The following is a 4,961-nucleotide window of genomic DNA, read 5'->3' as shown; positions in this document are numbered from 1 at the left end:
ACGAATGCACCCGTACGCCCCATCCCGGACACGGTGCGCGTCCGGGGGTGAACTCCCGGTGGTCCCCGGAAGGCTTCCGGGGAGTTCCCGAGGTCCCCTGCGGGGACTTCCGGAGGTCCGGCGGGCGTAACCGAGGGGGCCGCCCGCCCGTTGCCCGGGCATGGCCTTCACCGTCCCCTCCCCGCGCCCGCCGCTCGACGCCGATCCCGCCCGGTGGTACGAGCGGGAGCTCGGCTGGGCGGCGGAGCCGGGGCCGCCCGTGCGGCTCGTCACGGGGCTCCGCTTCGACGTCCTGGAACTGCCGGCCGCGGCCGGCCGGGCCGTGCTGCGCCGGGTGGGCGCGGCGACCGGTCCGGTGGCCCTGGCGGGCCGGCGGATGCGGCTACTGGTGGCCGCGGGAAGCGCGGAGGAGCTTCCGGGACTGCTCGACTGGCTGGAGTGGGGCGGCATCGCGCTGGATCTCGCCGCCCTGGGCGCCGGCGGCCGGATGACCGCGCCCCCTCCCCCGGGGTGGGGCGGCCCCGGCGCGCCGGGCGCCACCGTGTGGCTGCGGGCCCCGCTGCCGGGCCGCGGGGTGGAATCCTCGCTGCCGGCGCTGCGGTCCGCCCCCTGGGGCGATGAGGGCGCCCCCTGTCTGGTGCGTCTCGTGGCCGCCGCCGCGGCGGAGTGCCACCGGGTGCGGCTGCTGAGTGCCCGGGCCCGGAGACCGGCGGCTCAGCAGCTCTTCCCTCAGCGGTTCGCGTCCTCGTAGGCCGCCTTGATCTCGGCGGGCACGCGGCCGCGATCGTTGATGTTCAGCCCCTGCTCCTTGGCCCAGGCGCGGATCTTCGCGGTGTCGGGGTTGCCCGCCGCGACGGTGCGGCCCTTGCCGCGCCCGCCGGTGGCGCGGCCACCGGTGCGGCGACCGCTCTTGGTGTACGGCTCGAGCAGGCCACGGAGCTTCTCCGCGTTGGCGGTGGTGAGGTCGATCTCGTAGGTCTTGCCGTCCAGCGCGAACGTCACGGTCTCGTCCGCCTCGACGCCGTCGAGGTCGTCGACAAGAAGGACCTGAACCTTCTGTGCCACCGGATTTCCTTTCATCGAAAATGCAGTACGCGGAAAGGAAACCGCTTTTCCCGGAAAAACACAAACCCCTGGGAGAGGTTCAGAACCCCGGCAGCGCGGGAAACGTGCGCGATTCGGACATAGGGTTCCGGTCCGGCTTGATCCCCGGGAGAGCTCCGCTTGCCGGGAGTGCCTTGAGCCCGCCTTGAGCGGGTTCGCGATCACAGGTGCAGAAGCATCCGGCTGTTGCCCAAGGTGTTCGGCTTCACTCGTTCGAGACCGAGGAACTCGGCGACACCCTCGTCATAGGAACGGAGGAGCTCACTGTAGACATCTCCGTCCACCGGTGTCTCCCCGATCTCGACGAAGCCGTGCTTGGCGAAGAAGTCGACTTCGAAGGTCAGGCAGAATACCCGCCGCACCCCGAGCCACCGGGCGGTGTGCAACAACTTGTCGAGCACCTGATGACCCACGCCGGCGCCCTTGAAGTCGGGATCCACGGCGAGAGTACGCACTTCCGCGAGGTCTTCCCACATCACGTGCAGGGCGCCGCAGCCGACCACGGTGGCGTCGTCGTCGCGTTCCGCGACCCAGAACTCCTGGATGTCCTCGTAAAGCGTCACCGTCGCCTTGTCGAGCAGGATGCCCCGGCGCACGTACGGATCGACGAGGCGCCGCACGGCGGCGACATCGGTGGTGCGGGCCCGGCGTACGGTGACGGCTTTCGCGGAAGGGCCCGGGGCGGACGCGGGGCGTTCGGAAGGAGAAGGCGAAGGGGCCGGGGAAGCGGACGTCGACATGGGGGGACGCTATCGCTCCCGGCCTTCCGTCCCTTCGCCGCCCTCCTCCGGCGCGGCGGGCGGCGGGTTGTCGCCCTGGACGATACGGAAGGCGTCGTTGAGGGCTTCTCGCTGCTCGGGGGACATCATCCCGAAGAAGGCGACGAGGGCGGCGGCCGGGTTGTCGCTGCGGGCCCACGCCTCGTTCATCAGTGCGGCCGAGTAAGCGGCGCGGGTGGAGACCGCCGTATATCGATAGGCACGGCCTTCGACTTCCCGGCGCACCCAGCCCTTCTGATGGAGATTGTCCATCACCGTCATGACGGTGGTGTAGGCGATGGAACGTTCCCGCTGGAGGTCTTCCAGGACTTCCCGGACGGTCACCGGCCGGTTCCATTGCCAGATGCGCGTCATCACCGCGTCTTCGAGTTCTCCCAAGGGGCGGGGCACAGGATCACCCTAGTGGGAGTTTCCGGAGTGGCGGCTCATTGACCGGAGAAAAGCAACAAAAAGGGCGTACGACCGAAACCGGTCGTACGCCCTGGGGCACGGCGGCGCTACGAGGAGGCGGTGCCGTTCGCCTGGCGGGCGGCCTCGGCGCGGGCGAGCGCGGCGTCGACGACCGCGTCCTCCTTGGCCTTGTTGGGGCCGCCCTGGCTCTTGACGATCGTGACGACGAGACCGATGAAGAACGCGGCCATCACGATGGGGGGCAGGAGCGCGGATACGTAGTCCATGGCGTTCAGACTAGCTACCCGGCCGCCCGTTCCTCGGACGGGGGCGGGGGTACGGGCCTCCGGCGTGGCGGGAACACCTCGGAGGGCTTGGGCACCGGGCGCTCGCCGGGGGCGGGCGAGGGCGGCGGCTTCGGCCGGGGCTCCTCGGCCGCGCGCCCGCCGGGGAGCGCGAGGAGCCGGGCGCGCGGGACGGAGCCGTACGGCACCGCCACGGGCGCCGGGCCGGCGAGGGCGGCCGTGGGGCCCGTGGCCTGCGCGACGCGGGCCAGGCGGGCGCGGACGGAGCGCTCGGCGAGGACCTGGCAGCGGGTGAGCAGCGCGGCGGCCGCGGGGTTGCCGCGCAGGGCCCGCAGGGCGGCGAGGTCGTCGGCCCCGGGCTCGTACCCGGCGGCCAGCGCGTCCTGGAGGAGCTCCAGGTAGCCGGGGAGCGAGCCGGGCAGGGCCTCCCGGTAGCGGGCCAGGTCCGCGAGGAGGAAGGCGCGCAGCCGTCCGGCCTCGCGCACGGCCTCGTCCACGGCTTCGGCCAGGCGCAGGCAGTCCTGCACGTCCTCGGCCTGGAGGGGGGCGGGGTGGAGGGCGATGGCAAGGGCGCGTCGGAGCACACGCAGCTCGTCCGCGCTGAACGCCATGCCGCCGCGGGATCCGTATGGCGTGGGCATGGACCGACGATACGCGCTAATCGGACAAATTTCGCTTAGCGATCATCGCGGCGCGTCGGTGGGAGGCCGGGCGGGCACCGGGGATCGGGGGCCCGCCCGGCCCCGGCCGTCACATGCGGGAGACGTTGCGCTCGTACACCAGACGGAGGCCGATCAGGGTCAGCCACGGCTCGTGCTCGTCGATCTCCTTCGAGTCGGCGAGGACCATCGGGGCCAGGCCGCCCGTCGCGATCACCCTGACGGTGGACGGGTCACCCTTGGGGCCCACCAGTTCGCGCTTCATGCGCGCCACGACGCCGTCGACCTGGCCGGCGTACCCGAAGACGATGCCGGACTGCATCGCCTCGACCGTGTTCTTGCCGATCACGCTGCGCGGGCGCACCAGCTCGATCTTGCGGAGCTGCGCGCCCCGGACGCCCAGCGCCTCCATCGAGATCTCGATGCCGGGCGCGATCGCGCCCCCCGCGTACTCGCCGCGCGGGCTGACCGCGTCGAAGGTCGTCGCGGTGCCGAAGTCCACGACGATCGCCGGACCGCCGTACAGCTCGACCGCCGCGACCGCGTTGACGATGCGGTCCGCGCCGACCTCCTTGGGGTTGTCCATGAGGATCGGGACGCCGGTCCGCACGCCCGGCTCCACCAGGACCGCCGGCACGTCCCCGTAGTACCGGCGGGTCACCTCGCGCAGCTCGTGCAGCACCGAGGGGACCGTCGCGCAGATCGCGATGCCCTCGATGCCGTCGCTCAGCTCGACGCCGAGCAGCGGGTGCATGCCCATGAGGCCCTGGAGCAGGACCGCCATCTCGTCGGCGGTCCTGCGCGGGTCCGTGGAGATGCGCCAGTGCTCGACGATCTCCTCGCCGTCGAAGAGACCGAGCACCGTGTGGGTGTTGCCGACGTCGATGGTGAGCAGCATCAGGCCCGCACCTCGCGCAGGTCCAGGCCGATGTCGAGGATCGGGGAGGAGTGGGTGAGGCCGCCGACCGCCAGGTAGTCGACGCCCGTCGCCGCGTACGCCGCCGCGTTCTCCAGGGTCAGCCGGCCCGAGGACTCCAGGACGGCGCGGCCCGCCACGATCGCCACGGCCTCCTCGGTCTCGTCCGGGGTGAAGTTGTCCAGGAGGATCAGGTCGGCGCCGGCGTCCAGGACCTCGCGGACCTGGTGCAGGGTGTCGACCTCGACCTCGATCGGCACCTCCGGGAACCGCTCCCGCACGGCCTTGAAGGCCTCGGCGACCCCGCCGGCCGCCACCACGTGGTTGTCCTTCACCAGGGCGGCGTCGGACAGCGACATGCGGTGGTTGACGCCGCCGCCGCAGCGGACCGCGTACTTCTCCAGAGCGCGCAGGCCCGGCGTCGTCTTGCGGGTGTCGCGGACCCTGGCCTTCGTGCCCTCCAGGGCGTCGGCCCACGCGCGCGTGGCGGTGGCGATGCCGGAGAGACGGCACAGGATGTTCAGGGCGCTGCGCTCGCCGGTGAGCAGGTCGCGGGTGCGGGCGGTGACGCTGAGGAGCTTGTCCCCGGCCCGGACGCGCTCGCCGTCCTCGACGTGCCGCTCGACCTCGAACTCGTCCGTGCAGACGATCGACAGGACCGCCTCGGCGACCCGCAGGCCAGCCACGACACCGGCCTCGCGGGCCGTGAAGTCGGCGGTGGCGACGGCGTCCTCGGGGACGGTCGCCACGGTGGTCACGTCCACGCCGCCGTCCAGGTCCTCGGCGATCGCCAGGTGGGCGATGTCCT

General features: G+C 72.3%; 8 protein-coding genes. 1 reads left to right on the top strand and 7 read right to left on the bottom strand.

Annotation, left to right across the window (positions count from 1 at the left end):
• The first annotated feature begins 160 nt into the window (after positions 1 to 160).
• Positions 161 to 751 carry an SCO3374 family protein gene (locus tag RIF68_RS27240; RefSeq protein ID WP_309053948.1) on the top strand — a complete coding sequence of 197 codons (591 nt, stop codon included), beginning with the start codon at positions 161 to 163 and terminating at the stop codon, positions 749 to 751.
• Here RIF68_RS27240 and RIF68_RS27235 read toward each other — a convergent pair.
• From RIF68_RS27235 to nadC, 7 genes are all read right to left on the bottom strand, one after another.
• Positions 730 to 1,065: an Lsr2 family protein gene (locus RIF68_RS27235; RefSeq protein ID WP_309053947.1), complete on the bottom strand. Its 336-nt coding sequence runs from the start codon at positions 1,063 to 1,065 to the stop codon at positions 730 to 732. The genes RIF68_RS27240 and RIF68_RS27235 overlap by 22 nt on opposite strands.
• Before the next feature lie 200 nt (positions 1,066 to 1,265).
• Entirely contained in the window at positions 1,266 to 1,844 is a 579-nt protein-coding gene (locus tag RIF68_RS27230; RefSeq protein ID WP_309053946.1) for an amino-acid N-acetyltransferase, read from the bottom strand.
• Positions 1,845 to 1,853: 9 nt separating this feature from the next.
• Positions 1,854 to 2,273, bottom strand: a complete 420-nt coding sequence (locus RIF68_RS27225) for a BlaI/MecI/CopY family transcriptional regulator (protein WP_309053945.1) — start codon at positions 2,271 to 2,273, stop codon at positions 1,854 to 1,856.
• A 107-nt stretch (positions 2,274 to 2,380) separates the two neighbouring features.
• A complete protein-coding gene (locus tag RIF68_RS27220; RefSeq protein ID WP_309053944.1) occupies positions 2,381 to 2,560 on the bottom strand; it encodes a hypothetical protein in 180 nt (59 codons plus the stop codon).
• Between the two features lie 14 nt (positions 2,561 to 2,574).
• A complete protein-coding gene (locus RIF68_RS27215) occupies positions 2,575 to 3,189 on the bottom strand; it encodes a hypothetical protein (RefSeq protein WP_309053949.1) in 615 nt (204 codons plus the stop codon).
• Positions 3,190 to 3,328: 139 nt separating this feature from the next.
• On the bottom strand, positions 3,329 to 4,135 hold the full coding sequence (locus tag RIF68_RS27210; RefSeq protein WP_309053943.1) for a type III pantothenate kinase: 807 nt from the start codon (positions 4,133 to 4,135) through the stop codon (positions 3,329 to 3,331).
• Positions 4,135 to 4,961: carboxylating nicotinate-nucleotide diphosphorylase (gene nadC, locus RIF68_RS27205; protein ID WP_309053942.1), on the bottom strand; the 827-nt coding region annotated here is incomplete at its 5' end. The genes RIF68_RS27210 and nadC, both read right to left, overlap by 1 nt.

It is taken from the genome of Streptomyces sp., from assembly GCF_031178505.1.
Lineage (GTDB): Bacteria > Actinomycetota > Actinomycetes > Streptomycetales > Streptomycetaceae > Streptomyces > Streptomyces gulbargensis.
This window is presented reverse-complemented; position numbering and strand designations above follow the sequence as displayed.

What these genes read in the sequence shown, in the direction of transcription:
- RIF68_RS27240 (WP_309053948.1), top strand. Translation starts at nt 161, where the DNA reads ATGGCCTTCACCGTCCCCTCCCCGCGCCCGCCGCTCGACGCCGATCCC.
- RIF68_RS27230 (WP_309053946.1), bottom strand. Translation starts at nt 1,844, where the DNA reads ATGTCGACGTCCGCTTCCCCGGCCCCTTCGCCTTCTCCTTCCGAACGC.
- RIF68_RS27220 (WP_309053944.1), bottom strand. Translation starts at nt 2,560, where the DNA reads ATGGACTACGTATCCGCGCTCCTGCCCCCCATCGTGATGGCCGCGTTC.
- RIF68_RS27215 (WP_309053949.1), bottom strand. Translation starts at nt 3,189, where the DNA reads ATGGCGTTCAGCGCGGACGAGCTGCGTGTGCTCCGACGCGCCCTTGCC.
- RIF68_RS27210 (WP_309053943.1), bottom strand. Translation starts at nt 4,135, where the DNA reads ATGCTGCTCACCATCGACGTCGGCAACACCCACACGGTGCTCGGTCTC.